The sequence below is a fragment of the Streptomyces sp. NPDC043867 genome (assembly GCF_056435845.1).
In genome coordinates, this window is sequence record NZ_JBWKDS010000015.1 from 43,710 (window position 1) to 68,082 (window position 24,373).

Sequence of the window (24,373 nt, forward strand, 5' to 3'; positions counted from 1 at the left end):
CCTGCGGCAACTGCGGATGGCAGTCCGGCTACCAGCCCAGCCCGCAGGTACTCTCGGCCCATGACGCAGCAGGGGCCACCGGACATCGTGCAGGCTGACCGTTCGGCGCCCTTGCCGGGTGCGGAGATCACGACGACCGACTGCCGCGGCTGCGGCGCCCAGGTGAGCGGCCTCAACGGCAGGTACGCCTGCGGCGTGTGCGGCTGGGTCAACGACTGGTCCGAAGGACACACCGACCTGCCGGCCCCCGAGGACGACCCGGACTACCCCGGCCCCTGACACCCGGACAACAAGCGCTTCCGCTCTCCTTCCAGGGGAGCGGGGACTGTCCGGGGCCGCGCACCGCTCTCGGTAGAGCCCTCACATGAGAATGGTCTCGCCCCATACCCTGACAGTGACGAGCTGTTCAGAGATTGGGGCGAGACCGTGCCAGTTGATGCTACCCCGGACCCGTACGCCAACCCGCTGGCATTCGGCCAGAGGATGCAGATCTACCGTCAGCGCCGCGGCATGAGCCGCCCCGTCCTCGCCGGATTCCTCGGTAAGTCGCCCTCATGGGTGAAGCAGGTAGAAAACGGTGTGATCCAGCCCCCCAAGCTACCCACGATCCTCCGCATCGCCGAGTTGCTCCGGGTCCGTGACCTCGCTGACCTCACAGGAGACCAGAGCACCCACGTGGACTTGTTCATCGGCCCCGGCCACCCGCGCCTTGCAGAGGTGAAGGCCGCCGTCGACGCCTTCTCCCTTACGGCTGACCGGGAAGCCCCCTCGACGCAGCACCTGCGGCTCAGCCTGGACCGGGCGTGGACTGCACGTCACGAGGCACCAAACCACCGTGAAGTCATCGGCCAGCTGCTACCAGCCCTGATCCGCGACGCTCAACTCGCGGTCCGCCAGGCAGACGCCGCCCCCGAGCGGCGGGCCGCGCAAGCCGTCCTCTCCGAGGTGTACAGCCTCAGCCAGTTCTTCATCGCCTACCAGCCCGATAGCGCGCTGCTGTGGCGGGTCGCCGAGCGCGGCATGGTCGCAGCGCAGGACAGCGCCGACCCGCACGCGATCGGCGTCGCCGCCTGGTTGAGTGCGCAGGCGCATCGCGACTCCGGGCCTGCCCACTTCGAGGCGGCCGACGCCGTCACCTTGGAGGCTCTGCGCTTCTTGGAACCGCACCTGCCGGATGCCGCCGTTCATGTCCGGGCCATCGCGGGCGCGCTTCAGTTCGAAGCTGGATATACGGCCGCGCGGCGCGGGGACATCGGCCTGGCGTGGGGGTGGTGGGACAAGGCGGAGAAGACGGCGAAGAAGTTGCCTGCGGACTACTACCACCCCGTGACCTCGTTCGGCCGGGCCATCATGGGTGCCCACGCGGTCACGGTCGCCGTCGAACTCCACCAGGGCGGGGAATCCGTGCGGCAGGCCGCGAAGGCCGACAAGGCCGTCATCAAGTCCCGCCCGCGCCGGGCCCGGCACCGGATCGAGGAGGCCCGCGCGTACCAGCTGGACGGACAGCCGGACACCGCTCTGGCGACGCTCGACAAGGCTCACGAGGCGGCCCCCGAGACGATCCAGTACAACGGGTACGCCCGGCGGATCGTCCTTGAGGAGACCGAGGCGAAGCAGCCGGACCGGCGGCGCCGCGCGTCGGAGCTGGCGGTCAAGCTGGGGTTGCTCGCCGCGTGACGTAGGGGCAGGATTCCTGCCCCTACTCCCGACGGCATCCCCCTACGGTCACGTGTGTGAAGCAGATCACCACCGTGACCGTGACCGTGGAGGCGTGACCATGGAGTTAGGCACTGCCGCGAGCCCTGCACTGCCGACTGCGGAGGTGCTCGCCGTACTCGCCCTCCCGGACCTTGGCTCCCTGTCCGAGGCACAGGTGCGCGGTGCGGCGTGCCTGTGGGACGGCGTGAACCTCGCCCCCGCCACGGCGTACGACCTCGGCCCGCAGACCATCCGCCGCGCCGGCGCACCGATGACCTGGTACCCGCGCACCTGCCGGGCCTGCGTCGAGGATCGTGCCCGGCGGGCCCTGTACGCGCACGCCCCGCTGTGCGAGCAGTGCGTGGACGACGCCAGCCAGTGCGACGTCGGCCGTGGCCTCAACCGCCTGATGCGGGAGGCCCGTCGGTGAGGTGCGGCCTGTGCTCCCGGGAGATCGAGCCGGGCGAGGACTCCGAGCGCCGGATGTGGCCGACGAACAGCGGGCCCTGCATCCCGGGACGCGTTCACACGGGCCCGTGCCCCGCTGGGGAGGACGAGCGATGATCTGCGCACGCTGCGACCGGCCCATCCTGCCCGGGCAGCAGAGCCGCACCTACCGTGTCGACTCGGCATCGACTGCCAGCGCAGACGTGACCTTCCATGCCGCGCTGTGCGAGTTACCGAGGCACCAGACGGCCCCGGCCGAGCCCCGGTGGGCGAAGGCGCGGTCCCGTCGGTAGTCCCGAGCCCCCGCCGCTGGTGCCCAGCCCCGCGTTGGCGGTGGGATGCGGCGGCCGACCGTTCCCGCCCCCGTCGGGGGCGGTCGGCCGTCAGCGCATCAGCTCGGCCAGAGGAACGTCGAGGGCGTGCGCCAGGCGCAGGAGCGTCACAAGGGTGGGGTTGCCGTAGCCCGCTTCGATCGCCTGCAGGGTCCGCCGGTCGATGCCGGCCGCGAGGAACGTGGCTTCTTGGGTGAGCTTGGATTCCAGCCGCTTGGCCCGGAGTCGTTCCCCGACGGCCCGCTGGTGGGCGCGGATCCACTCGTCATCTGCTGGCTGGTCGCGGGGCACTCGACAAACGCTCTGGCCTGCTTGACCATGAGTCAGCGGAGTACATTCCGCTTTTTGTGAACTTGAAGCCTCGCGGGCGGATGGCCCTTCCGGCCCGCCTGCCGCGCTGTGCGGTTCGCCTCTTTGGCCGGGTGGCCAGCACTTTTTCGGCCATTTGGATAGACGCGTGCATATACCACTGGCACAATCAGTGAGCGTTCAACGGCGAACAGTAAGTGCGGGAAGGGTGGGTATGGACCAGCTCAGGCAGCTTGGGCAGCGCATCGAAGTCATAGAGACCGCTCTCGCCGCGGCTTTGGAGGAACCCGATCCTGATCATCGCGGCCGCCTGCTGGTAGCCCTCGACGCAGCCGCGGAGGTCGTACGGGTGGACCACCAGGAAGCTGAGACGACGGAGGAGAATCGTTCCTCCCTGCGCCTGGTGCACGGCTTCGGCTCACGTCGCCCGGTCAATGAGAGCCCAGCGGCCGCCGGTCGAGCCGAACGCTGGAGGGGTCGAAGCCGGGACCGCGCCACGCGGTCGGCAGGATGACCACCCGGAACAGGTCCTGGACCACCGTGGACCGCACGTCGACTTGTTGCGCCGCCCAGTCCTCGCGGCTCATGCCCACCATGCGCGTCAGCCGGCGCAGTTTCGCCGACGTCGCCATTTGCGCCCGCAGTTCTGCGATCTTCCGGTCGAAGGACGACAGCGACAGCAGAGCGAGCGTGGCATCCACGTCGGGGTTGTCGGCCAGATTCTCCAGGTCCTCGCGGGTCTTGTCCCGCCGCTGCTCCAACGCCGTGATCTCCGTCAGCAGATCAGTGCTGCTCTCGTCGACCAGGGCCCGCTGCAGCTCGGCACCGAACCGCTTGTCGGCGAGCAGCCGCAGCGTGCGCCCCTCGACGTAGGCGTCCACCAGCGCCAGATTCCGGCCCACCCCGCGGCACTCCGGGCAGTAGTACAGCCGCGACTTCTTCCGGTTGCGGCCGCCCGACGGCTTCGATCGCACCGTGACGTGAGGACCCGGGCAAGCGGCGGCACCGCACTCCTGCGCGGTGCCGCCAGGCCTGTGGCACTGGTAGCACTCCGCGACGCCGGTCAGCAGGTGCACGCGCTCCCGGCCCGCGTACGGATACAGGGTGGCAGTCTCGCGGTACAGCGCTCGAATGGCCTCCCACGTCTCGACGGCCAAGGCGCCGTCCCACGCCGCGGGGTGCAGCTGGCCGTCGCGCTCGATGAGTCCAGCGATGCGCGGGTTGAGCATGACGTTGCGCCAGCTCTTAGCAGTCCAAGGGTTGCCCTCCGTGGTACGCGACCCCTCGCTGTTGAGCCAGCGAACGACGGCACCATGGTCCATGCCGGCCAATCTGCGTTCGGCGCCGGCCTTGATGAACGCGATCTCCTCCGGACGCGGCAGCGTCGTGTCGTACACCGGCACGGTGACCGGCTCCCCTGCGCGGTTCACCTTCTCGCGCGTGCCCCTCTGGACGCCCCAGCCGTACGGCCGCCTCCCGCCCGCCGTGCCCGGCAGACCCTTCGCCACCCGCGCCTTCACCCCACGGGTCACCCGCCGGGACGTGTTGTCCGACTCCCGGCACGCCTGGGCGGCCTCGATCCGCAGGATGAACCGGTCGTCGGGGGAGTCCAGGTTGCGCGTCCCGGACGGCGACGCGATCCGCAGACCCTTGCTCTCCGCGATGCCGATCAGCTTCTCCAGGTCGAACGGCTGCCGGATCAGGCGGTCACCGTGATACACGATCAGGCCGTCGATCTCATCGGCCTCGATGGCCTTCAGCATGGCCTCCCACTGCGGCCGCTTGCGGTTGCGCTGCCACGCGGAGCGCGAGTTGTCCGGGAAGACGTGCCGGTCCGACACCCGCCAGCCGAGCCTCGCCGCGAGCTCCCGGCAGTCCGCTTCCTGCCGCTCGACCTTCTCGACCGAGCCGTCCGGGGCGTAGGACAGCCGACAGTAAATGCCCGCGCTCGCAGGCTTCTTGGTGGCCATCCCCCCAGTGTAGGTGCGCAACGGGGGTTGATCTCGCTGCTGGCGGCGTTGAACACCGGGCACGAAGGCGGCTGCGGCACGGTGCACGCGAATGCGGCGGCCCAGGTGCCCGCCCGGCTGGAGGCCCTCGGCACGGCCGCCGGGCTCGACCGGGCGGCGCTGCACAGCCAGCTGGCGGCCGCGCTGGCGGTGGTCCTGCATCTGGTGCGCGACCGGGCGGGCCGTCGCCGGATCGCCGAGGTGCACGTGCTCGAGCGGGACCCCACCGGGCTGGTGGTCACGGTGCCCGCGCTGCGCTGGGGCGCGGAGGCGTTCGCGTACCAGCGCGGGTGGGAGCGGTTGCGGGGGCTGCTCCGGGCCGGAACCGAAAGGAACGAGCAGTGGTGACGGAGGTCCGACGACGAGAGGTGGACGGGGGCCGGGATGACGACGGCGATCGGTGAGGTGGCGATGGGTGCGGCCGCGGCGTGCGCCGGGGCGGCGGCCTGGTTGACGGGCGGCCGGGACTCGCAGGTGAGGCGGGCGCGGTTGCTCTGCGCGGAAGGCGGGGCGCTGGGCATCGGACGGCCGCCGTGGGAGAGAGCGCTCGCCCGAGTGCGGCGAATGCGCCGACAACTGGCAGCCGAGTGGTGGTCGTTGGCCTGCGGGTTGGTGATCGCGGTACTGGGGGCGTCCGTGCTGCCCCTGTTGGCGGGTGCCGCCGGTGTGCCTCTGTTGCGGCGGGTGCGGCGGGCCGGGGAGCGGCGCCGGGAGCGGGAGCGGCGGGGTGACGCGGTCATCGGCCTGTGCGGGGCGCTGGCGGGAGAGGTGCGGGCCGGGCGGCAGCCGGGGGAGGCGCTGCTGTGTGCCGCGGCCGACGCGGGCGGGCTCGGTGAAGCGCAGGCGGTGGTGCTGGCGGCGGCTCGGTTCGGCGGGGATGTGCCCGGCGCCCTCTCCGCCGCGGCACGAGAACCGGGTGCCGAGGGGTTGTCGGGGCTCGCGGCGTGCTGGCGGGTGGCCGTGGACCGGGGCGCCGGTCTGGCGAGCGGCCTCGACCGCCTGGGCGGAGCCTTGCGTGCGGAGCGGGACCAGCGTGCGGATTTGCGGTCCCAGTTGGCGGGCGCCCGATCCACGGCGGTGATGCTCGCGGGGCTGCCGGTGCTGGGGCTGCTGCTCGGCACGGCCCTCGGCGCCGATCCCCTGCGCGTGGTGCTGCACACCGGGCCCGGCCTGGGCTGCCTGCTGGTCGGCGCGGTGCTGGAGGGCGCGGGCCTGTGGTGGGCGCTGCGGATCGTACGGGGAGCGGAGGCGGGATGAGTGCGGAGATGGTCCACAGGCTGGGGGCGGTCCTGTGCGTGGCGTCGGCTCTGGGGTGGCTGGTCGGCGTGGCCGGGCGGGAGCGCAAGGCGCGGCGAAGGCTGGCCGTGCTGCTCCTCCGGGAGGCGGCGGCCGTGCGGCGGGGCCGTGAGGTGCGGGGGACGGCGCGGCGGTGGCTGCCGGTGGCTGGGGCCGTGGGTGCCGGCTGGGTGCTGGTCGGAGGAGCGGCCGGGCTCCTGGTCGGGTCGGCCGCCGGACTCGGGGTGTGGCGGTGGCGACTGAGACAGGCGACGAAGCCGGTGCCGGAGTACGACATGGCCGCGGCCGCCCGGCAACTGCCGCTCGCAGCGGACCTGCTGGCCGCCTGCATCGCGGCCGGTGCGAGCCCGGTGGCGGCGGCCGAGGCGGTGGGGGACGCCCTGCGTGGACCGGTCGGGGAGCGGTTGACGAGAGGTGCGGCCGAGGTCCGGCTCGGCGGTGAACCGGGCACCTCCTGGCGCGGGTTGGCGTCGATGCCGGGAGCCGCTTCCCTGGCGCGGCTTCTGGAGCGGTCGGGCGAGTCGGGTGTGCCGGCTGCCGAGCCCGTCGCCCGGATCGCCGCGGAGGCCCGCGCCGAGTGGGGCCGCGCCGCGACCGCCCGCGCCCGCCGCGCGGGAGTGATGGTGACCGCGCCCGTCGGACTGTGCTTCCTGCCGGCGTTCATCGCGGTGGGAGTGCTGCCCGTGGTGATCGGGCTGGCGGAAGGCGCGCTGGGAGGCGGTGGTGGATGACGGGAGCGGATGCCTGGTGACGGCAAGCGGGACACGGCACTGATCACAAGTGACAGACGAACGAGTGCGGACCTTACGGGTGTTGAGATGAACAAAGCGGTACGGGCACGGCTGTGGGCTGTGACGGGCAGGGTGCGCGAGGCGCACAGGGCCGGGCTGGCGGCGGCACGGAGGGACGCGGGAATGGTCACCCAGTGTGTCGCGGCACTCGCCGTGTCCGACGCAGGTCGTGTCGCTTTACGTAGAGGTTGCGCCTCGGCGTTGCATCGCATTAACGCGAGCCATCGTGTCCCTTTTCGGGTCCCTGATGTGACGGAGGTCACACAGTGTGGATTTGCTGGGATCGACTATACGAGGGTCGCGCGGCCTCAGAGGTTGGCTTCTTGGTCTCATGCAGGCCTGGGATGGGCTCCATGCGGGGGCGTCGGCGGTCAGGTTGCCTGCAATTGCAACCGTCAGAAGCCTCACTCAGAATGATGGTATGGCTGGTCCGCACGGTGAGGGCTACATCCACGAGGACCAAGATCAGTGGACGGATGCTCTCCTAGTAGATGCTCGACTGACTGCACTACGAGCTGCAGACGAGGAGCTCCTCACCCCCAGCGCCGTGCAGAGAGTACTGGACGCGGTAAATAAAGATCCAATTTGGATGTATCACCTGGAAGAGATAGCAGGCACATCACAGCTAAGCAACGTTGCAGTTGCGGTGAGAATAGCACTTAGCCTGTGTCTACGTCACTGGGTCACTGGAGGGCAAGACGTCCTTGCCGACTGGTGGGTCGATCTACCAAACCTGCAGTCGGCAGGTCCAGATGCTGAAATTCTAGCTGCCGCCCACGAGCTTGGAGTGGCCGCAGCGTTGTGGGCAAAGAGAGAGGACAGGGAAGCAGCTTTCACAAAGCGCAGTTCCGCTAGTGCTGCTGCACTTCGACTGTCGCATGCATTTGCGATCGCCGGGAGAGCTGAGGATGCAGTCGCTGCTGCACATACAGCAGGAAACTTTGCTTACTCGACGGAAGATCGCGTGAGAGCGAGCGACGTCTTGAAACGGCATGCAATGGCAGCATCCGATTCAGAGTCCGTCTCAATAGCCCTAGCAAGTCGAGCTTCTGCGCTAGCGTTTTCCGGGGATCCCTCTCACAAACTGGAAGCGTTCGATGCCTTCGCTTCGGTATTGCGTCATCCGCCGACCCAAGAGAAGACCCGCAGAGCGGTCTTCCGAATGATGCAGCATATCCGGTCGCATTTTCGTCAATTTCGAGTGTATGACCTTTTGCTGCAGTTGTCCCTCGGCTCTCCAGTAGGGGATCGGGAGCGAATCAAATGCTTGCAGCCCGTTGTGGAACCAATCTGGGACGAAGAAGTGGAAAAGCTGCCGACCAGAATTCATTCAGTCATGGCAGCCTTGCCTCCGATTGAGCACACTCGGGACGAATTGGTCCCATGGCCTCATTCTGATGTTGTCCATAGCTCTTGGACCACATGGGCATTTGAGCATCCTGCATATCGCGACGCTGTGCCACACGGCAGATCGCTGCCGCGTGAGTCAAATCTTGATAACCTTCTATTGGTTATCGGCCACGAGATGACGCATGTGCTCAGTATGTTTGGCGGTGTCGGATTTGCGGTGATGGCGCTACGTGCTGCAGCCGTAGAAGTGGAGCTGCGGCTATGGAGATACAGCTCACGCGCCCCGGAAACAGGGCAGGAACTCACGGCACCGCTTACAAGCAACAGCGTGCTTGCGCTTGCGGAAGCAGAGCGTGCGTTGGAGATCGAACGGAAGCTGCAGATCGTAGAGCAAGCTTGGCAACCGTGGTTTGAGGGAATTGCCGTATTTGGAGAATTGGCTGCAGACCCGACGACCGAACCAGATGTTGCGTCAGATCTAGGGGAAGTCCTCATACATTTTTATGATGAGACACCAGATCCAACAAAGCAGGGTGATGAGGATATTCGCTCCTGGTTTCTCGGCCAACGTCAAATGGCGGAGCAGCGCTACGCAGATGCACAACGCAGGGGCGTTCATCGTCTTCGCCGATACCTCGCCGAGAATCACAGGAAATATCTTGCTGGCTATCTTGCGGTCCGCTGGGTGGTTGCGACGTGGAGAGACAGGATCTCATCCCAACCCCTGTCAGGGGCCCAAGCGTATCGGCTGCTAATGCACCTTACCCGGTTCGGCACCTTGCACGCTATCCCTGACCTTTCGCTACCACTCAAGGAATTTCAGCAAGCTACCGAGGACGCGGTACTTACATGGATGGAGAGTCTGGCGCAAATTAATGATGAGGACTTCAGGATGTTCTTCGCTGGATATGGCGAAGGAAATTCTGGGTTCTGGCGCAGCGGCAGACTAATTCGTTCCAAACTCGAAGAAGGGCCCAATTTCCAAAGCGAGTTTCGCGCCCGAGTTAGCTCCGCTCTGGACAGCCTTCTTGGTGAGCGAGCCGACATTATGCCGGGTATTGATGCAACTACTGGCACTGTCATGGCACAGGTGATCGAGCACCTGCGCCGTCGCGACACAAATGAACTTCTTCTTGCCGACCAACTGGTTCGTCAAATGTTGCAGCAGCAGTCGGTTATGTCGATCGGCCGGGTAAGCTGCCCGTTCTGGCTGAACCGGCGCACGAGCCACCTTATTTGCTCGGTACGTACAACGAGGGAGAAAATGGAAACCGGGGGGTCAAGCCGCGACCTGGCGGTAATCCCTTTGGACCGGGAGTCCTTCGAAGCCCTAGAAGGAGAAGTATCGCTGCGGCGGGAACCTCGACTTATGGTCTCCCGGGTTGTGGATCTGCAGCCGAATGGCCAGGACCCCGATCGTCAACTTGGTCAGCATCTTTTGGTTTTCCAGTACGGCAATTGGATCGACGCTCAGTATCGCGGCCTACTGCCACGCGCGAGGGTCGCAAAGGGGCTGAAGGAAGCCATCCGATGTCGGTTGACGCCGCCCCTTCTGTTGCAGCTTGAGATGGACGAGTTGGGCTCAGGAAAAAGCGCTGCGGAGCGAACGTTGGCGTGGCTGACAACTATCAGTGAATGGAACTTTGACTCACAGACGGTATCGGTAGAGCCTTGGGTTAACAGGGTCAGAAGTCTGGCGGAGGAAGTAAGCGAAGATGATGGTTCTGTCGAGCGACGTATCAATGCGGCGATAATGAGCAAATTGTTCGGACCGGGCGAACTGGCGCAAGGTCTTATATCCGAAGGGGTTGGCTGGCTCGCAGATGATCACGCAAGCTGGACCACGCCCATTGTCCAAGCTCTCCTGGACACGGCGATCACTCCCTGCGAATCGAAGTGGCTCGAAAGTCATTTTCACTCGTCTGCCCAGATGATTCTGTCAAAGGGGAGACATGGCTGGGACGTGACGGCCACGGCATTATCACAGATTGGATGACACCCATGAATGTCACAGGAGTCATTGGGCGCTCAGATTTCGAAAGTGCGCTGAGCGCCGCTCGTGCCGTCGACGCACAAGGGAATCTGGAGGGCCTAGCGGCACCTCTCGATGCGGACTGGTTGGGCCGGATCTCAGAGGCTTGGGACGCTATTGAGGAGGCGCTGACTGAGGCATTCCAGTTCGGTATTGACAAGAGTAAGGAAGCAGTTGATCGAGCCATCGCTGTTTCGGGCACGCTCCTCCACTCGGCCGGTCGTCGTGCCAAGGACGTTCATGAAGCTCTGTTGTTGCGGCTCCAGGCATACATGGCGTACCTGACAGAGTCCGCTCTTGCGAAGGTCCGCCAAGCAATAGAGATCAACCAGCAGTCGATTCCCCTGCGCGCCATCGAACTCTCACAGACCATTTCCCTCAATGGTTCCTTGAAAGCATCGATTACTGAAGCGGCAGGGCTCACTGGAGCTGGCGAGATCGTCGTCTCCGCGACATATGAAGTCGGGCCCACTTGAAGAAGGCGCTGAGCCTTTTCCATCCTCAGTCTGGGACCGCTTTGACCACCCAGAGCGCCGATTCTGACGTGCGACGGTTACGGGGGATCTCAGTCTCAACGCGGGATCTCCACAGGGGGGAAGCCGCGTTTCAGCAGTTCACAGCATTCCGTCAGTTGCCCCCTGATCAGCCGGCTCGTCCTCGTCCGTGATCGCGGTTCGCATTGCCATGCGGGCTGCATTGGACTCAACTGCACGACCCATACGGGTCTATGCCGCTGGCCGGAGCCGGCAGACTGCGGAGGTTACCGACGGCGGCGAGCTGTGTGCGCAAACGCTCGATCTCCTCGCGCTGGGCGGCCAGCCGGGAGATCGCCAGGGTCCTGAACGCGATCAACTTGGCGAGCTCTTCGTCGCGGGAGGTGATCCGCTTCTTCAGCTCGGCATTCTCCGTCTTGAGCCGGTCGATCTGCGCGGCCCGGGGATCGACGATCACTCCGGTGTCCTGGAGTTCCTTGACTCGCTGCTCGAACTCCTCGGCCAGGTGTTGGTAGGGGCCCGGACGTTCGGTGCCGTCGCGGTTCTTCTTCGGGTAGAAGCCGGTGCGGGTCACACCGGCCTGGGCGGCGAGGGTCTTCAGATCGCACTGGCGGCCGGGCGGCAGCTGGCCGCGCAGCATCCGGTCCATCGCTGCGCGAATGGCTTGCTCGTTGCGTTTCCGGGTCTCATCGCTGATTCGCGCCATGCTTAGCTCACCTCCTCTTCTTCGGCTTGCGTGGCCTGGAGGATCTCGTCCACGACCCGCTGGGCCCGCTCCACCTCGGGCTCAAGCCGTTTCTTCTCGGCCTTAGGGAAGCGCGGGTTGTCGAGGAAGACTCGGCTGCTGCTGACGGTGGACTTCCACACCGGCAGATGGCAGGGGTGGTGGGTGGCCTGCGGGCAGCGTGCGGAGTCACACAGCCCGCCCAGAGGCTTCGCCGCGTCCGGGGTGCCCGCCAGCTTCAGGCACAGGGCCTTGTGCGGGTCCCGGAACCAGCAGTAGTTCGCGGTCTGCAGATGCAGGTGCTTGGACTGTTGCCGCAGCAGGTTCTCCAGCCGCCGCTCGGCCTCCATCACCGCAGCAGTGCCTGGCTCGTGGTCCTTGAGCGAGACGTCGATGTGCTCGAACGCCTTGATCAGCTCACGGGCCCCGGGGCCCGCCGGCATGCGGCCCGCGCGGTAGTCCTCGAATGCCTCCTTCGTGAGCTTCAGGTGGTGCTTGTCCTGCTCCCGCTCCACCTCGGCCAGCAGGTTGCCCTGGGAGCCGCCGGGCCTCATCGCATAGCCCTCGGTGGTGACCACGGAAACGTGCTTGAGGTGGATCTTCGCGGCCAGCAGCCCGCCGGGGCGGTGGGCCAGCGACAGAGCGAGCGTTCGCCGCAGCATCCGTCCGTTCACGGGCCCGGCCGGGATCGGCGCCAGGCCGAGCCGCTGGCCGGCGGGGCTGTTGACCCACTCCCGCAGTCTCTTGTGCAGGAAGTCCATGGGCGAGCGGGCGAAGGCCCGCTCGCCGTCCCGAGCCTGGTTGAGGCGGGCGGCGAGCTTCACCGCCCGCCAGGCCGGTTCCAGCACCACCCATTCCTCGGCGACGCCGCCGAACTCCTGCCCCTTGATCAGCTTGCTGCCCAGCTTGAAGCGCTGGGTGCCGCCGGAGACGGTGACAGGCGGCTGCGGGGAGTCGGCGATCATCTCGTCCAGTTCACCGGCCCGCATGCCGCTCAAGGCCGCGACCAGGACCCGGCAGGCTGCCAGCAGAACGATCTGCAGGCTTCGCAGCTCGTCCCCGGTCAGAGGCAGAGTCCACGGTGCCAGCTGCTGCGGGTCGTCGGCGCGGGGCACCCGGGAGGCGTCCCGGCCGAACATGCCCACGACCCCCACCTCGGCCACCACAGGCTCCAGGAAAGGGCGGAGATCCTCGACCAGGTGGTCCGCGACCCTCGCATATCTGGAGCCGGTCGCCTGGCCGAAGAACTCGCCGACATCGACGTGCAGCAGCGGATCGTCGGGCCGCCAACCTCGTTTGACGCGCCGCGTGACCTGCCGGGCGTCGATCGCCAGCAGCGGCACCCGCTTGCGGACATGCCAGTTGGCGGCGGCCGTGACGGCTCCCCGGTGCTTCGCCGTGACGGCCCTCGGATTCTGCCCGCCCCTGTTCGCCCGGAAATCCAGCATGCGCTCGAACTCCTCGGCCACCAGCGGCCCGAGCGTCTCCACCAGATACAGAGCCGCGGCCACCGTGGGCTGGAACACCTCCTCCGCCACCGGCGGGGTCGAGGACATGGCATAGGTCTCCCAGCCCGCGACCTCGCTGACCGTGTGCCCTTCCCACGGCGTGAAGCCGGGCCGGTAGGCGTCCACCGTGAATAGCTCGCGGTAGGTGGCCAGGTCCACGACCGGCCGCAGGATCGTCAGCAGGGTGCCCGGTGTGATCGGCCCGCTGCCCTGCCGGCGCTTGCGGGTACGGTGCGATCGGAACTCTCGGTACACCTCGCAGTGCTCCTGCATCACCTCACTCAGCGACGACATTCCCTGCTCGGTCACGAAGTTCATCCACCGCACCAGCTGCACGCAGAAGTTGAACGCCGACTCCGGCTTGTACGGCTCCCGCCGTGCCTCCGGCAGAGCCAGGACACGCTCATGGTCCGGTACGACCAGCGCGAACACGTACTCCTTGGCGGTCAACCGCAGGGCCGGGTTGGTGATGCCGGTGAAGTCCAGGCGCTTGACGTTGCTCCGCACCCCCTTGGGGAACTTCACTGCCGACAGGTCCCAGAAGTCCTCGTCGAACACGGGACGCGGACCGTCCGGCCACATGTCCCATCCGGCCTGGCGGCACACCTCCAGACCCGCGAAGGGGGACTTCAGAGCCCACTCACATGGGATGGGACCGGCGGGGCTCTCGACGACCAGGGCGGTAGCGCGGGTCACTGGGTTCCTTCCTCGGGTCGAAGCGGCAGCTCGGAGTCGATGTCGTCCACCTCGCCGGCCGCCTTCTGGAGCAGGCGGTCGTCGAAGCGAGGCAGGATGTCGTGGTCGAGGCGGTCGGCGTAGGGGCCGAACACCGCGAGGAACTGCTGCACGGTGAGCTGCCGCGACTGACGGGCGAAATAGGCCTTCAGCCGCAGCAGGTTGGGCGCATGCCGGGGCGTGAAGACCGCCAGCGGGCACAGCAGGCACACCCACGGCCGGGCAGGGCACGGCTTGCCCTTGGGGCCGTAGAGTCCGGCAAGCTGGTTGGCGCATGCCGCGGTGAACACGTCCATCTCGCCGCCCAGCAGATCAGTCATGGCCTCGGCGTCCAGGCCAAGGCGGGCCGCCTGCTCGGGCTGCTCGGTGACGAACTCGGCGGCATCCTCGTCGCTCAACACGATGGGCGGGCGACTGCGCCGAAGGATGTCGGCCTGGGCGTCCTCGATGATGGCCTCCACCGACTCGGCCTGGGCTGGCGTCGTGGTCGAGACGTAGTGGCTGCCCTCCACCGCGGCCGTGTGATTCGGGTCGATCTTCGTACGGCCGGTCCAGCCCCGCCGCGCCAGCACGTTGTGGTACGTCGTGCGGATCCGCGCCGAGTGCAACAGCAGCGGCTCTCCCGCGTCCGTACGCAGATTCAGCTCCCTCGCCAGCTGGCGCCGGGCCTTGTTCCCGCTCTTGGGGGCGATCCGGGTGGACAGCGCCGACAGCTGGGACTTCGCGCCGTCCGTGTTGCGGTACTCGGTGTCCAGGAAGACGAACAAGTCGCCGGCTATCGACTCCGGAGCCAGCCGCCGCACCGGCTCCGACAGCTCCAGCCACCGCTCCAACAGCCGCACCGCCCGAGCAGGAAGGTTCACCGACTCCGGGCCGCGGCGCCCCTTGACGTAGTCCATGAGCACCGTGCGGTCCCCGGTCCACGTGAAGTCGTCAAGCCCCAGATCCCGGATCCCGTCCGGAACGACGCCGCTGTAGACGCCGAACAACAGACGCATGGCCGTCGCCACCTGCACCGGCGGATACATCGCACTGCGCACGTCCCGGTACTGGCCGCCGATGCCGTCGCGGAAGTAGTCCACGGTCAGCCCCATCGCCCTGGTGGCGTCCCTGACCTTCAGCGGCCCGTGCTCACGCAGCAGCCACGCGAAGTTCTGCCGGTTCCGGCCGAGGTCGGAGCTGTCAGGGCCCAGCGCGGCCAACTCCAGGACCTCGCGCTGACGGGCCATGACCTGCTGCAGATAGCCCCGCAGCCCGGCCTCGATCTGCCGCCACTCGCCGTCCGTGTACGGCTTCAACGGCTTGCCTCGAGGGCGGCCCTTGACCGCCTTCCCCTCCAGGTAGGCCCGAATGCCGGCGTCCACGCGGTCCCCGCAGCCGACCAGCAGGCGCCGGGTGTGGAAGACGCGCCTGCCGCCGACGGACATCCAGTACGACAGGACGTGGCTCGTGCGCAGATCCGCCAGACTCCCGTCAAAGCCCAGCGCAGCCAGCTCCGCGACCATCCGCCGGATCGTCGACGTGTACGTCACCGCGCTCTGCAGCGCGGCGATACGGCCCAGCGGGTGCACCATCTGGACCAGGCCGTGGGCGAGGTCCTCCGCCAGCTTCGCGTTGGCTGTGGAACTCAAGTCCCCCGTCCAGGCCGTGCCGTTGGGGAACGTGAACTCGATGCGCAGCGGGTCGTGTTCGACACGGGTCACCACGCGGCACCCTCCTCGTCGTCGAACTCGGCGTCCGCTTCGGCAGCGGACTGACCGCTGTACTTGCCCGCCTCGTCGTAGAGCTCGCGGTAGATCCGCTGCACGTCCAAGCGCTGGATGTAAATTTCCGTGGTGGTCACGCTGGAATGCCCAAGCAAATCCCGCAGCACCATCAGAGGGTCCGTCTTCGTCAGATACAGCGACAGCGCGGCGTCCTCACTGGTGTCCGCCACGAGTGCAGCCGCCCGCTGGTAGTGGCCCTTGACCAGCCTCTCCAGCGTCGCCATCGCAAATGTGTGGCGCAGGACATGGGGGCCGACCGTCGGGAACCGCGGCTCGAAATCCCGCCGTATGCGCTCCGAGGTCCGGCGGAAGACAGTCGCCCAGTCGGTGAACGGCGTCCCGTCCGATTGCACCGCGATGATCGCGGGCGTGCCCTCCGGCGTCACCAGCCGCAGCCGCTCGTTCAACGTCAGCTTGCGCCAGGAGACCCGGCGGCCGTTGACCTTCCCGCCCTCCCAGTCCGGCTCAGTGATCACCAAAGGCTCACCCAGGCGCGGATCAGGCCGGTAACGGCGGCCCTCCGTCAGCATCGCGCGGTCCAACTCGATGTACTGGTGCACATCGGCAAGGACTTCGTGACTCGCCCACGTCTGGCGGGCCTTCCTGCCCTTCGTGATCTGCGCGGACAGCGGGAACCGGACCGGAACTGCGCTGCTGCGGGCAGGCAGAGCAGGCAGCTCGTACGTCAGCAGGTGCGTAAACTCCTGTGCCCGCAGACCGCTGGACGTCACGAGCGACCCCATGGCGGCGTTGCGCCCCAGGTGACGGCCGCGGAACGAGTCCGGCTCCCCGTCCGGGCGCAGGCCGGCCAGCGCCCGCAGGAACAGCGCAAGGAAGTCGCTCTCCAGATACTTCACCGTGACATGCGGCTTCGCCCGCCGCACCGTAGCCGTGTTCCGCCGCGCGAGCTGCACGCCGGCCTCGGTGTACCGCCGGACCATCTGGTAAGTGAACGGCACAGCGGAACAGAGGCCCTCGTCATCGGCCCACGCGTAGAAGCGCGCCACGGTGTTGATGTTCTGGTCCCACGTGCCCTCGTCCCAGCGAGCCTCTAACGGCCCCCCGAACCGGTGCTCCGAGAACGCACTCAAAGCGTCCCGCAAGGGCTGCCGCTCGCCGAATGGATCCACGCCGATCCTGGCCAGGAACTCCAGCCAGCACCGCAGAGCCTGCGCGTAGTTCTTCCAAGTCTTTTGAGATCGCGCCCCGTTGAGTGGGAGTTCGCGCAGCCAGCGGTTCGCCGCCACCGTGGGCCGGGGTACGCCGTCGTCCTCGAAGGACAAGTCCTCGTCGATCAGAACCGGCATGCCTTCGGGGATCAATGGCTGACGCTCAAGCCCCCAGCTCTCCCAGCCCGCTCGGCTGTAGAAGATCAGATGCATGGCATGCACGGTATGAATGAGACTCAAGACAGTGCAAGAGACTTTCGCAGCCTCTCCGGTCTCGAACTACCTCAAAGAGACACAAGAACTAAGCAAGGACTACCTCCGAGTACGCGATGGGGATCATCGCGGCGGTGGCGTTCGCCGCGGTGCTCTACAAGGTGCTGACGAGCGGACAGGTCAGCGGGGAGTTGCAGGACATCGTGGGACGGGCGCTCGATGTCCGGATGTGAAGGGACCGGAGGGCGGCCGACGGGCGCGGCGTCAGCGGCCGGCGTCGAGAGGGGCCGGCGTTCGCGGCCGGGGCTCAAGGGCGGCCCGAGAGGGCGCATGTCCTCACCGGCGTTCCTGGACGGTTCGGGCGGTCACCGGCCCCGGGGGCGGGACCGGGGGTTCGTGACGGCGGAGACCGCGGTCGTGCTGCCTGCCCTCGTGCTCTTCGCGATGGCTCTCGTCTGGGCGCTGCTCGCCGCGTCCGCGCAGATCCAGTGTGTGGACGCGGCGCGGGCGGGAGCCCGTGCGGCGGCCCGCCAGGACTCGCCCGACGCGGTGGTGGCGGTGGCCCGCCGGGCGGCACCGGGCGGGGCGCGGGTGACGGTGAGCCGCGACGGCGACCTGGTGCGCGTGACGGTCGCGGCCCACCCGCCCGGCCCGGACGCCCTGACGCTCGAACTGCGGCACGAGGCAGTGGCGTTGGCCGAGGAGACGGTGGGGGTGGCGGGGTGAGGGGGGTGGGACGCGGTGCGGTGGCGGGCCGGTTCCGCCGGCGCTTCTTCCCCGGGCGGTCCGACCGAGGTTCCGCTTCCGTCTGGGTGGTGGGTGCGATCGCCGTCCTGTGCGTCGTCTTCGGAGCGGTACTGGCCATGGGGCAGGCGATCGTGACCCGTCATCGCACGGCCGCCGCGGCGGACCTCGCGGCGCTCGCGGCGGCGGACCACTGGATGAACGGCGGCACCTCCGCCTGCGCCGACGCGGAGCGCATCGCCCGGGCTCAGGGCGCCCGTCTGGTGCGGTGCGCCCTCGTGGGCGAGGTGTCGGACGTCACGGCGGCCTCGGGCGGAGGGTTCCTGGCCGCGGAAGTCCGGTCTAGAGCGGGGCCTGCGGGTCTCCCCGCTCCTCCGGGTCCCCCAGACCCACCGGGGCCGACGGCCCCAGCGGGTCGGGCCGGTCCTGCGGATCCCGCGGGTCCGTCGGCGGATCCTGCGGGCCCTGCCGGTCCTGGTCCGGACGGGTTGGTTCGTCCGGCTCCGGCGCCCCCTGGAGCAGCACCGTGAGCAGCCGCACCGCTCCCCGCTTGTGCAGCGGCTCGTTGCCGTTGCCGCATTTGGGGGACTGGATGCAGGACGGGCAGCCGGCGTCGCACTCGCAGGACGCGATGGCCTGGCGGGTGGCGGTGAGCCAGGCGCGGGCGGTGTGGAAGGCGCGTTCCGCGAAGCCCGCCCCGCCCGGGTGACCGTCGTAGACGAAGACCGTGGGCAGGAGGGTGTCCGGGTGGAGCGGGACGGAGACACCGCCGATGTCCCAGCGGTCGCAGGTGGCGAACAGCGGCAGCATGCCGATCGACGCGTGCTCGGCGGCGTGCAGGGCGCCGCCGAGGATCTCGGGGTTCACCCGGGCGGCGTCCAGCTGGTCCTCGGTGACCGTCCACCAGACGGCACGTGTGCGCAGCGTACGGGGAGGGAGGTCGAGTCTGGTCTCGCCGAGCACCTCACCGGTGATGAGCCGGCGTCGCAGGAAGGAGACGACCTGGTTGGTGACCTCGACGGAGCCGTAGCACAGCCGGCCGTCGCCCCAGGGCACTTCGACGTCCGTCTCCAGGACGGAGATGGACGTCGTGTCGCGGGCGACCGTCGAGTAGGGCGGAGCGGCCTCCTCGACGAGGGCAACGGAGTCTTCCAGGTCCAGTTTGCGCACCAGGTACGTGCGGCCCTGGTGGAGGTGGACGGCACCCTCGTGCACCGCGGTGTGCGCGGCGCCCTCGTCGACCGTGCCGAGGAGCCGGCCCGTCCCGGACTCCACGACCTGGACGGGGGTGCCGCCACCGCCGCGGATGTCGGTGAGGTCCGCGGCCCGCTCGCGGCGCGTCCAGTGCCAGGCCTTCGTCCGGCGGCGCAGCAGCCTCGCGGCCTCCAGCTGCGGCAGCAGGTCGGCCGCCGCGGGTCCGAAGAGCGCGAGGTCCTCGTCCGTGAGGGGTATCTCCGCGGCGGCGGCGCAGAGGTGGGGCGCCAGCACGTACGGGTTGTCGGGGTCCAGGACCGTGGACTCGACGGGCTGGTCGAAGAGAGCCTCCGGGTGGTGGACGAGGAAGGTGTCCAGCGGGTCGTCACGGGCGACCAGGATCGCCAGCGCCCCCTGCCCCGAGCGGCCCGCGCGGCCCGCCTGTTGCCACAGGGAGGCCCGGGTGCCGGGATAGCCGGCGATGAGGACGGCATCGAGACCGGAGATGTCGACGCCGAGTTCGAGGGCGGTGGTGGCGGCGAGGCCGAGGAGTTCGCCGGAGTGGAGGGCACGCTCGAGGGCGCGGCGTTCCTCGGGGAGGTAGCCGCCGCGGTACGCCGCGACACGCCGGACCAGTGAACGGTCTGTCTCGGCGAGGCGTTCCTGGGTGATGACCGCGATCAGTTCGGCGCCCCGGCGGGAGCGTACGAAGGCGACGGAGCGCACGCCCTGGAGGGTCAGGTCGGTGAGGAGGTCGGCGGTCTCGGCGGTGGCGGTACGCCGTACGGGTGCGCCCTTCTCGCCGTGCAGGTCGGTGAGCGGGGGCTCCCAGAGCGCGAACACCAGTTCTCCGCGCGGGGAGGCGTCGTCGGCGACCTCGACCACGGGAAGGCCGGTGAGGCGGCCCGCGGCGACGGAGGGCTCGGCCGCCGTCGCGGAGGCCAGCAGGAAGACGGGGGAGGAGCCGTAGCGGGCGCACAGACGGCGCAGACGGCGCAGTACCTGGGCGACGTGTGAGCCGAAGACGCCCCGGTAGGTGTGGCACTCGTCGATGACGACATAGCGCAGGGAACGCAGGAAGGAGGACCAGCGGGGGTGGGAGGGCAGTATCCCGCGGTGCAGCATGTCGGGGTTGGTCAGGACGTAGTTGGCGTACTGGCGGACCCATTCGCGTTCCTCGACCGGCGTGTCGCCGTCGTAGACCGCGGCGCGCACGGCGTTCCCGAGGGGTTGTGAAAGTTCCTTCACCGACCGGCACTGGTCGGCCGCCAGGGCCTTGGTGGGTGCCAGGTAGAGGGCGGTGGCGCCACGGCCGTTGGGAGCCTCGGAGCCGTCCAGGAGGGCGGTCAGGACCGGTGCGAGGTAGGCCAGGGACTTGCCGGAGGCCGTGCCCGTGGCGACGATCACCGACTCGCCGTCCAGGGCGTGCTCGGCGGCCCGTGCCTGGTGGGCCCACGGGTGGGTGATACCGGCGGCCTGGACGGCGGCGACGACCTCCGGGCGGATCCGGTCGGGCCAGACGGCATGCCGACCCTCTCGCGGGGGCAAGTGCTCCGTATGAGTGATGCGCGAAGCCCGGCTCGGCCCCGAGGCGAGCCGGTCCAGGACAGCGCCCGGCGAGGGGCTGGAGGCGGTGTCCGTCGGGGTGCGATCGGATCGGTGATTCTTGGCCATCGGGACCGAGTGTGTCACTGGCGTGACGGACAATGGAGCCAAGGCGTCGTGCACGCCTGCCGGTAAGTGATTGAATGCCATCGCGGCTGGCGAACCGTCCCGGGGCTGCCGAGGTGTCCCTTGGGATGACCGCTCGATTAGCAAGGTGCTGGAGGATCCGTGGACCTGTCCCTGTCGACCCGTACCGTCGGCGATCGTACGGTCGTCGAGGTCGGTGGCGAAATCGATGTATATACCGCGCCCAAGCTGCGCGAACAACTGGTCGAGCTGGTGAACGACGGCAATTTCCATCTTGTCGTCGACATGGAGGGCGTGGACTTCCTCGACTCCACCGGGCTCGGCGTGCTGGTCGGCGGTCTGAAGCGTGTGCGTGCCCACGAGGGCTCGCTGCGACTGGTCTGCAACCAGGAGCGCATTCTGAAGATCTTCCGCATCACCGGCCTCACCAAGGTGTTCCCCATCCACACCTCTGTCGAGGAAGCGGTGGCGGCCACCGACTGACCCGTCCGCGGGCCGTGTGCCACAGGACGGCAGCAGTCGCGCGCCCGCGACGGTAGAAGCAACGAGGGGGGACGGGCCTCGGCGGCCCGGCCCCCTGACAGCACGCCCGTAGTTCTTAGGGGGATGCATGGCCACCGTTGAACTCCGCTTCAGCGCGCTGCCCGAGCACGTCAGGACCGCCCGACTGGTGGCGGCAGCGGTGGCGCGCAGGGCCGGAGTGGACGAGGCCGTACTCGACGAGGTCAGACTCGCGGTGGGCGAGGCGTGCACCCGTGCCGTCGGACTGCACCAGAGCAGCGGCACGTCGGCGCCGGTCCGGGTGTCGCTGATCGAGGACGAGAAGCAGTTCTCCATCGAGGTCGGGGACGAGGCACCGCGTGCGGCCCCGGGTGACCGGGTGCCGGGCACCCGGGGTGCGTCCGAGGAGCCGGACGCGGAGACCGAGGAGGACGAGATGGGCCTCGCGGTCATCAGCGGCCTGGTCGACGACTTCGAGGTGACCGCCGGTGAGAACGGCGGACTGATCAGGATGAGCTGGCCGACCACGCCGCCCGCCGCGCTCGTCCCGTAACACCCCGAAGTACCTCAAGGGCCCTGTTCAGCAGGGCCCTTTTGCGTGCGCGGAGGGAGCGGGCTCGTTTTCGTGAATTCATTCACGATCGATGACCCGATTATTGGATCACGCGTCAACGCTTTTGGACCATTACCCCTTTTGGGTTCCGCGTTCACTGTCGGATCATTTGCTGAGGGGCCTGTGAAGGCTAATTATGTTTGCCGCACACTGTTTTGATCAGGTTCCGGTACCTACAATCCGTCCACATCTTGAGCTCAGCCCAAGCGTCAAGGAGGACGAATGGCGGGGCTTTCTACCCCTCACGAGTTTGACCACCCCACAACCCTCGCAGCCGCGGTACTGACGGATGACAACCGCATCATCGTGATGGTGATCGGGGTCGTCGCGCTCGCGGCACTCGTGGTCGCCGGAATCCTGGTGCGCCAGGTCCTCGCCGCCGGCGAGGGCACCGACAGCATGAAGGAGATCGCGACCGCGATCCAGGAGGGCGCGAATGCCTACCTGGGGCGGCAGATGAGGACCCTCGGCGTATTCGCCGCCGTGGTGTTCTTCCTGCTCATGCTGCTGCCCGCGGACGACTGGAATCAACGGGCCGGCCGGTCGATCTTCTTCCTGATCGGCGCGGTGTTCTCGGCGACCACCGGCTATATCGGTATGTGGCTCGCCGTACGGAGCAATGTCCGTGTGGCCGCCGCGGCACGGGAAGCGACTCCGGCGGAGGGTGAGCCCGAAAAGGATCTCACCGCCGTTTCGCACAAAGCCATGAAGATCGCTTTCCGCACGGGCGGCGTCGTCGGCATGTTCACGGTGGGGCTCGGTCTGCTGGGCGCCTCCTGCGTGGTGCTGGTGTACGCGGCCGACGCGCCGAAGGTCCTGGAGGGCTTCGGCCTCGGTGCCGCGCTGATCGCGATGTTCATGCGTGTCGGCGGCGGCATCTTCACCAAGGCCGCGGACGTCGGCGCCGACCTGGTCGGCAAGGTCGAGAAGGGCATTCCGGAGGACGATCCGCGCAATGCCGCGACCATCGCCGACAACGTGGGCGACAACGTCGGCGACTGCGCCGGGATGGCCGCCGACCTCTTCGAGTCGTACGCGGTGACGCTGGTCGCCGCGCTGATCCTCGGGAAGGCCGCGTTCGGCGACGCCGGGCTCGCGTTCCCGCTGATCGTTCCGGCGATCGGGGTCCTCACGGCGATGATCGGCATCTTCGCGGTCGCGCCACGCCGGGCGGACCGCAGCGGGATGAGCGCCATCAACCGCGGCTTCTTCATCTCCGCGGCGATCTCGCTGGTGCTGGTGGCGGTGGCCGTCTTCACTTATCTGCCGTCCTCGTACGCCGATCTGGACGGTGTCACCGATTCGGCCATCCAGGCCAAGGGCGGCGACCCGCGGATCCTCGCCATTCTCGCCGTCGCGATCGGCATCGTGCTGGCCGCGCTGATCCAGCAGCTGACCGGCTACTTCACCGAGACGACCCGCCGGCCCGTGCGGGACATCGGCAAGAGCTCGCTCACCGGCGCGGCCACCGTCGTCCTCGCCGGTATCTCCATCGGTCTCGAATCGGCCGTCTACACCGCTCTGTTGATCGGCCTCGGCGTGTACGGGGCGTTCCTCCTCGGCGGTACGTCGATCATGCTGGCGCTCTTCGCGGTGGCGCTGGCCGGCACCGGGCTGCTCACCACGGTCGGGGTGATCGTGGCCATGGACACCTTCGGTCCCGTGTCCGACAACGCGCAGGGCATCGCCGAGATGTCCGGCGACGTCGAGGGCGCGGGCGCCCAGGTGCTCACCGACCTGGACGCGGTGGGCAACACCACCAAGGCCATCACCAAGGGCATCGCCATCGCCACGGCCGTCCTCGCGGCCTCGGCCCTCTTCGGCTCGTACCGTGACGCGATCACCACGGCCGCGGGAGAGGTGGGCGAGAAGGTCTCCGGCAGGGGCGCCCCGCTGAACCTGATGATGGACATCTCACAGCCCAACAACCTGGTCGGCCTCATCGCGGGCGCCGCGGTTGTCTTCCTCTTCTCGGGGCTGGCGATCAACGCGGTGTCCCGGTCCGCCGGGGCCGTGGTCTACGAGGTGCGGCGGCAGTTCCGCGAGCACCCCGGGATCATGGACTACAGCGAGAAGCCGGAGTACGGGCGCGTCGTCGACATCTGCACCAAGGACGCGCTGCGCGAACTCGCCACGCCCGGCCTGCTCGCCGTACTGACGCCGATCGCGATCGGGTTCACGCTCGGGGTCGGCGCGCTCGGCTCGTTCCTGGCGGGCGCGATCGGCACCGGCACGCTGATGGCGGTCTTCCTCGCCAACTCGGGAGGCGCGTGGGACAACGCCAAGAAGCTCGTCGAGGACGGCCACCACGGCGGCAAGGGCAGTGAGGCGCATGCCGCGACGGTGATCGGGGACACGGTCGGCGACCCCTTCAAGGACACCGCCGGTCCCGCGATCAACCCGCTGCTGAAGGTGATGAACCTGGTGGCGCTCCTGATCGCGCCCGCGGTCGTCAAGTTCTCGTACGGCGACGACAAGAACGTCGGGCTGCGCGTGCTGATCGCGGCGCTGTCGTTCCTCGTGATCGTGGGTGCCGTCTACATCTCCAAGCGGCGCGGCATCGCCATGGGCGACGAGGACGGCGACGCGGACAGGTCGGCCAAGTCACCCGATCCGGCGGTGGTTTCTTAGCTTCGGCGACCTCTGCCCGGCCGGGTATCGGCCAACGGGCGGGCGGACGGCGCGCATTGACGTGCCGTCCGCCCGCTCGTTGCTTTTCACGGTCTCTTAGGGAGGGTTGTCTCCCTGGTGGAAAA

At 68.2% G+C, this 24,373-nt stretch carries 19 protein-coding genes and 3 pseudogenes; 14 read left to right on the top strand and 8 right to left on the bottom strand.

The window, feature by feature from the left end; translation table 11 throughout:
• Positions 1-60: 60 nt before the first annotated feature.
• The 3 genes from AC069T_RS17065 (at position 61) to AC069T_RS17075 (ending at position 2,128) form a co-directional block, all read left to right on the top strand.
• Positions 61-279: a hypothetical protein gene (locus tag AC069T_RS17065; RefSeq protein ID WP_478783524.1), complete on the top strand. Its 219-nt coding sequence runs from the start codon at positions 61-63 to the stop codon at positions 277-279.
• 147 nt (positions 280-426) lie between these two features.
• Positions 427-1,677: a helix-turn-helix domain-containing protein gene (locus tag AC069T_RS17070; protein ID WP_478783525.1), complete on the top strand. Its 1,251-nt coding sequence runs from the start codon at positions 427-429 to the stop codon at positions 1,675-1,677.
• 100 nt (positions 1,678-1,777) lie between these two features.
• Positions 1,778-2,128 carry a hypothetical protein gene (locus tag AC069T_RS17075; RefSeq protein ID WP_478783613.1) on the top strand — a complete coding sequence of 117 codons (351 nt, stop codon included), beginning with the start codon at positions 1,778-1,780 and terminating at the stop codon, positions 2,126-2,128.
• Positions 2,129-2,528: 400 nt separating this feature from the next.
• Here the strand turns inward: AC069T_RS17075 and AC069T_RS17080 are convergent, their stop codons facing one another.
• From AC069T_RS17080 to AC069T_RS17090, 3 genes are all read right to left on the bottom strand, one after another.
• Positions 2,529-2,768 (bottom strand): helix-turn-helix domain-containing protein, encoded by a 240-nt coding sequence (locus AC069T_RS17080; protein ID WP_478783526.1) that lies wholly within the window; start codon positions 2,766-2,768, stop codon positions 2,529-2,531.
• Between the two features lie 187 nt (positions 2,769-2,955).
• Positions 2,956-3,195 carry a hypothetical protein gene (locus AC069T_RS17085; protein ID WP_478783527.1) on the bottom strand — a complete coding sequence of 80 codons (240 nt, stop codon included), beginning with the start codon at positions 3,193-3,195 and terminating at the stop codon, positions 2,956-2,958.
• A gap of 22 nt (positions 3,196-3,217) precedes the next feature.
• Positions 3,218-4,756 carry a recombinase family protein gene (locus AC069T_RS17090; protein WP_478783528.1) on the bottom strand — a complete coding sequence of 513 codons (1,539 nt, stop codon included), beginning with the start codon at positions 4,754-4,756 and terminating at the stop codon, positions 3,218-3,220.
• A gap of 33 nt (positions 4,757-4,789) precedes the next feature.
• Between AC069T_RS17090 and AC069T_RS17095 the strand changes: the two are divergent.
• The 5 genes and pseudogenes from AC069T_RS17095 to AC069T_RS17115 all read left to right on the top strand — a co-directional run.
• Positions 4,790-5,143: pseudogene (locus AC069T_RS17095) on the top strand (ATPase, T2SS/T4P/T4SS family); the annotation flags it as partial.
• Positions 5,144-5,179: 36 nt separating this feature from the next.
• A complete protein-coding gene (locus AC069T_RS17100) occupies positions 5,180-6,052 on the top strand; it encodes a type II secretion system F family protein (protein WP_478783529.1) in 873 nt (290 codons plus the stop codon).
• Positions 6,049-6,822 (top strand): type II secretion system F family protein, encoded by a 774-nt coding sequence (locus AC069T_RS17105; RefSeq protein WP_478783530.1) that lies wholly within the window; start codon positions 6,049-6,051, stop codon positions 6,820-6,822. The genes AC069T_RS17100 and AC069T_RS17105 overlap by 4 nt, the downstream gene beginning before the upstream one ends.
• A gap of 481 nt (positions 6,823-7,303) precedes the next feature.
• A complete protein-coding gene (locus AC069T_RS17110; protein WP_478783531.1) occupies positions 7,304-10,228 on the top strand; it encodes a hypothetical protein in 2,925 nt (974 codons plus the stop codon).
• The gene (locus tag AC069T_RS17115) at positions 10,225-10,740 is read left to right on the top strand and encodes a hypothetical protein (protein ID WP_478783532.1); all 516 of its coding nucleotides are present in this window, start codon (positions 10,225-10,227) and stop codon (positions 10,738-10,740) included. The genes AC069T_RS17110 and AC069T_RS17115 overlap by 4 nt, the downstream gene beginning before the upstream one ends.
• 226 nt (positions 10,741-10,966) lie before the next feature.
• Here the strand turns inward: AC069T_RS17115 and AC069T_RS17120 are convergent, their stop codons facing one another.
• Genes AC069T_RS17120 through AC069T_RS17135 form a run of 4 tightly spaced genes read right to left on the bottom strand, consistent with a single transcriptional unit; the run spans position 10,967 to position 16,873 of the window.
• Positions 10,967-11,464: a hypothetical protein gene (locus AC069T_RS17120; RefSeq protein ID WP_478783533.1), complete on the bottom strand. Its 498-nt coding sequence runs from the start codon at positions 11,462-11,464 to the stop codon at positions 10,967-10,969.
• Positions 11,465-11,466: 2 nt separating this feature from the next.
• Positions 11,467-13,686, bottom strand: a complete 2,220-nt coding sequence (locus tag AC069T_RS17125; RefSeq protein ID WP_478783534.1) for a hypothetical protein — start codon at positions 13,684-13,686, stop codon at positions 11,467-11,469.
• Complete coding sequence (locus tag AC069T_RS17130; RefSeq protein ID WP_478783535.1) at positions 13,683-15,431, bottom strand: hypothetical protein; 1,749 nt, start codon at positions 15,429-15,431, stop codon at positions 13,683-13,685. Before AC069T_RS17130 ends, AC069T_RS17125 begins: the two co-directional genes overlap by 4 nt.
• Positions 15,425-16,873, bottom strand: a complete 1,449-nt coding sequence (locus AC069T_RS17135; protein ID WP_478783536.1) for a site-specific integrase — start codon at positions 16,871-16,873, stop codon at positions 15,425-15,427. The genes AC069T_RS17130 and AC069T_RS17135 overlap by 7 nt, the downstream gene beginning before the upstream one ends.
• Positions 16,874-16,974: 101 nt before the next feature.
• Between AC069T_RS17135 and AC069T_RS17140 the strand changes: the two are divergent.
• The 3 genes and pseudogenes from AC069T_RS17140 to AC069T_RS17150 all read left to right on the top strand — a co-directional run.
• Positions 16,975-17,106: pseudogene (locus AC069T_RS17140) on the top strand (DUF4244 domain-containing protein); the annotation flags it as partial.
• Positions 17,107-17,203: 97 nt separating this feature from the next.
• Positions 17,204-17,599, top strand: a complete 396-nt coding sequence (locus AC069T_RS17145) for a TadE family type IV pilus minor pilin (RefSeq protein ID WP_478783537.1) — start codon at positions 17,204-17,206, stop codon at positions 17,597-17,599.
• Positions 17,600-17,688: 89 nt separating this feature from the next.
• Positions 17,689-17,913, top strand: a pseudogene (locus tag AC069T_RS17150) (Rv3654c family TadE-like protein); the annotation flags it as partial.
• A gap of 46 nt (positions 17,914-17,959) precedes the next feature.
• On the opposite strand, the gene AC069T_RS17155 reads toward AC069T_RS17150, so the two are convergent.
• Positions 17,960-20,566 (bottom strand): DEAD/DEAH box helicase, encoded by a 2,607-nt coding sequence (locus AC069T_RS17155; protein ID WP_478783538.1) that lies wholly within the window; start codon positions 20,564-20,566, stop codon positions 17,960-17,962.
• Positions 20,567-20,644: 78 nt separating this feature from the next.
• On the opposite strand from AC069T_RS17155, the gene bldG reads away from it, so the two are divergent.
• From bldG to AC069T_RS17170, 3 genes are all read left to right on the top strand, one after another.
• Positions 20,645-20,986, top strand: a complete 342-nt coding sequence (gene bldG / locus AC069T_RS17160; protein WP_010986038.1) for an anti-sigma factor antagonist BldG — start codon at positions 20,645-20,647, stop codon at positions 20,984-20,986.
• Between the two features lie 127 nt (positions 20,987-21,113).
• Positions 21,114-21,557, top strand: coding sequence for an ATP-binding protein (locus tag AC069T_RS17165; protein WP_478783539.1), 444 nt, complete (start codon positions 21,114-21,116; stop codon positions 21,555-21,557).
• 282 nt (positions 21,558-21,839) lie between these two features.
• Entirely contained in the window at positions 21,840-24,248 is a 2,409-nt protein-coding gene (locus AC069T_RS17170; RefSeq protein WP_478783540.1) for a sodium-translocating pyrophosphatase, read from the top strand.
• Positions 24,249-24,373: the final 125 nt, after the last annotated feature.

Excerpts from the sequence above, each read along its gene's own strand:
- AC069T_RS17065 (WP_478783524.1), top strand. The coding sequence starts at position 61 with ATGACGCAGCAGGGGCCACCGGACATCGTGCAGGCTGACCGTTCGGCG.
- AC069T_RS17075 (WP_478783613.1), top strand. The coding sequence starts at position 1,778 with ATGGAGTTAGGCACTGCCGCGAGCCCTGCACTGCCGACTGCGGAGGTG.
- AC069T_RS17090 (WP_478783528.1), bottom strand. The coding sequence starts at position 4,756 with ATGGCCACCAAGAAGCCTGCGAGCGCGGGCATTTACTGTCGGCTGTCC.
- AC069T_RS17100 (WP_478783529.1), top strand. The coding sequence starts at position 5,180 with ATGACGACGGCGATCGGTGAGGTGGCGATGGGTGCGGCCGCGGCGTGC.
- AC069T_RS17105 (WP_478783530.1), top strand. The coding sequence starts at position 6,049 with ATGAGTGCGGAGATGGTCCACAGGCTGGGGGCGGTCCTGTGCGTGGCG.
- AC069T_RS17110 (WP_478783531.1), top strand. The coding sequence starts at position 7,304 with ATGGCTGGTCCGCACGGTGAGGGCTACATCCACGAGGACCAAGATCAG.
- AC069T_RS17115 (WP_478783532.1), top strand. The coding sequence starts at position 10,225 with ATGACACCCATGAATGTCACAGGAGTCATTGGGCGCTCAGATTTCGAA.
- AC069T_RS17120 (WP_478783533.1), bottom strand. The coding sequence starts at position 11,464 with ATGGCGCGAATCAGCGATGAGACCCGGAAACGCAACGAGCAAGCCATT.
- AC069T_RS17135 (WP_478783536.1), bottom strand. The coding sequence starts at position 16,873 with ATGCATCTGATCTTCTACAGCCGAGCGGGCTGGGAGAGCTGGGGGCTT.
- AC069T_RS17145 (WP_478783537.1), top strand. The coding sequence starts at position 17,204 with ATGTCCTCACCGGCGTTCCTGGACGGTTCGGGCGGTCACCGGCCCCGG.
- AC069T_RS17155 (WP_478783538.1), bottom strand. The coding sequence starts at position 20,566 with ATGGCATTCAATCACTTACCGGCAGGCGTGCACGACGCCTTGGCTCCA.
- AC069T_RS17165 (WP_478783539.1), top strand. The coding sequence starts at position 21,114 with ATGGCCACCGTTGAACTCCGCTTCAGCGCGCTGCCCGAGCACGTCAGG.
- AC069T_RS17170 (WP_478783540.1), top strand. The coding sequence starts at position 21,840 with ATGGCGGGGCTTTCTACCCCTCACGAGTTTGACCACCCCACAACCCTC.